Here is a 1,667-nt window from a genome sequence, read left to right on the forward strand (position 1 = left end):
ATTTTGGATTCTGTTGAGCGTTCGTTGGTGCTCGAGGGGTGGAATGACACGGCTCGTGAGGTTGCGGGTGTGTCGGTGTTGGACGGGTTCGATGCGCAGGTGGCGGCGTCTCCGGGTGCGGTAGCGGTCTCGTTCGAGGGGCAGTCTCTGTCGTATGCGGAGTTCGATGCTCGGGTGAATCGTTTTGCCAGGTATTTGGTTTCGGTGGGTGTGGGGCCGGAGTCGTTGGTGGGTGTTGCGGTTCGTCGGTCGGTTGATTTGTTGGTTGCGGTTTACGGTGTGCTCAGGGCTGGTGGTGGGTATGTTCCGGTGGATCCGGATCAGCCTGCGGAGCGTAATGGGTATGTGTTGGAGTCGGCGTCGCCGGTGTGTGTGGTCAGTACTTCTGATGTTGGTTTCGATGCTGGTGTGGTGCCGGTGGTCGAGGTTGATGTTGTTGATGTGTCTGGTTTTTCGGGTGCGCCTGTGTTGGATGTGGATCGGGTTTCGCCGTTGCGGTCGGGGAATACGGCGTATGTGATTTTCACGTCGGGGTCGACGGGTCGGCCGAAGGGTGTGGCGGTCAGTCATCGCAGTGTGGTCAATCAGGTGTCGTGGTTGGCGGAGCGTTATGCGGTGTCGGGTTCTGATGTGGTGTTGTTCAAGACTCCGGTGACGTTCGATGTGTCGGTGTGGGAGTTGTTTGTTCCGTTGGCGGTGGGTGCTCGGTTGGTGGTGGCTACTCATGATGGTCATCGGGATCCGGGGTATTTGGCGTCGGTGGTGGCGGCGGAGTCGGTGTCGATGGTTTCGTTTGTGCCGTCGATGTTGGAGGTGTTCGTCGATCAGGTTGTCGACACGTCGGAGGCGACGGTCTCGCGTCTCGGTGGTGGTGGGTTGGGTTCGTTGCGGGTGATTTTCGCGGCGGGTGAGGCGTTGCCGGCGTCGGTGGTGGGTCGGGTGTTGTCGGTGTTGCCGTCGGTTGAGGTTCATAATTTGTATGGTCCGACGGAGTTCACGGTGCATGCGACGGCGGCGGGTCCGCTCGATGGTGTGGGTGTGGTGGTGCCGATGGGTGCTCCGGTGTGGAATTCGTCGGTGTTGGTGTTGGATTCGCGGTTGCGTCCGGTGCCGGTGGGTGTTGCGGGTGAGTTGTATTTGTCGGGTGTGCAGGTCGCTCGTGGGTATTTCGGGCGGGTGGATTTGTCGGCGGAGCGGTTTGTGGCGAATCCGTTCGGTGGGGTGGGTTCGCGGATGTATCGCACGGGGGATGTGGTGCGGTGGATCGGTGTGTCGGGTGAGCTCGAGTATGTCGGTCGTAGTGATTTTCAGGTGAAGTTGCGTGGTCAGCGGATCGAGTTGGGGGAGATCGAGTCTGCGGTTCGGGATCAGGTGGGTGTGGGTTCTGTGGTGGTGGTGGTGTGGCGTGATCAGTTGGTTGCGTATGTCACTGCTGCGGTGGGGTCTTCGGTTGATGTTGATGTGGTGAAGGTGGGTGTGGGGGAGCGGTTGGCGTCGTATATGGTGCCGTCGCAGTTTGTGGTGTTGGATGCGTTGCCGTTGAATGCTTCGGGGAAGTTGGATCGGAAGTTGTTGCCGGAGCCGGTGTTCGAGGTTGCGGTGTTCCGGGCTCCGGTGACGGCGGTGGAGGAGATCGTCGCGTCGGTGTTTGCCGAGGTGTTGGGTGT

Annotated in this window: 1 protein-coding gene; it reads left to right on the plus strand. The window is 60.1% G+C overall.

Translation table 11 applies throughout. The features are described 5' to 3' along the window. Positions 1-1,667: amino acid adenylation domain-containing protein (locus tag QMA15_RS32545; protein ID WP_290289290.1), on the plus strand; the 1,667-nt coding region annotated here is incomplete at both ends.

Origin of the sequence: Rhodococcus sp. APC 3903 (assembly GCF_030407755.1) — a bacterium.
Lineage (GTDB): Bacteria > Actinomycetota > Actinomycetes > Mycobacteriales > Mycobacteriaceae > Rhodococcus_F > Rhodococcus_F erythropolis.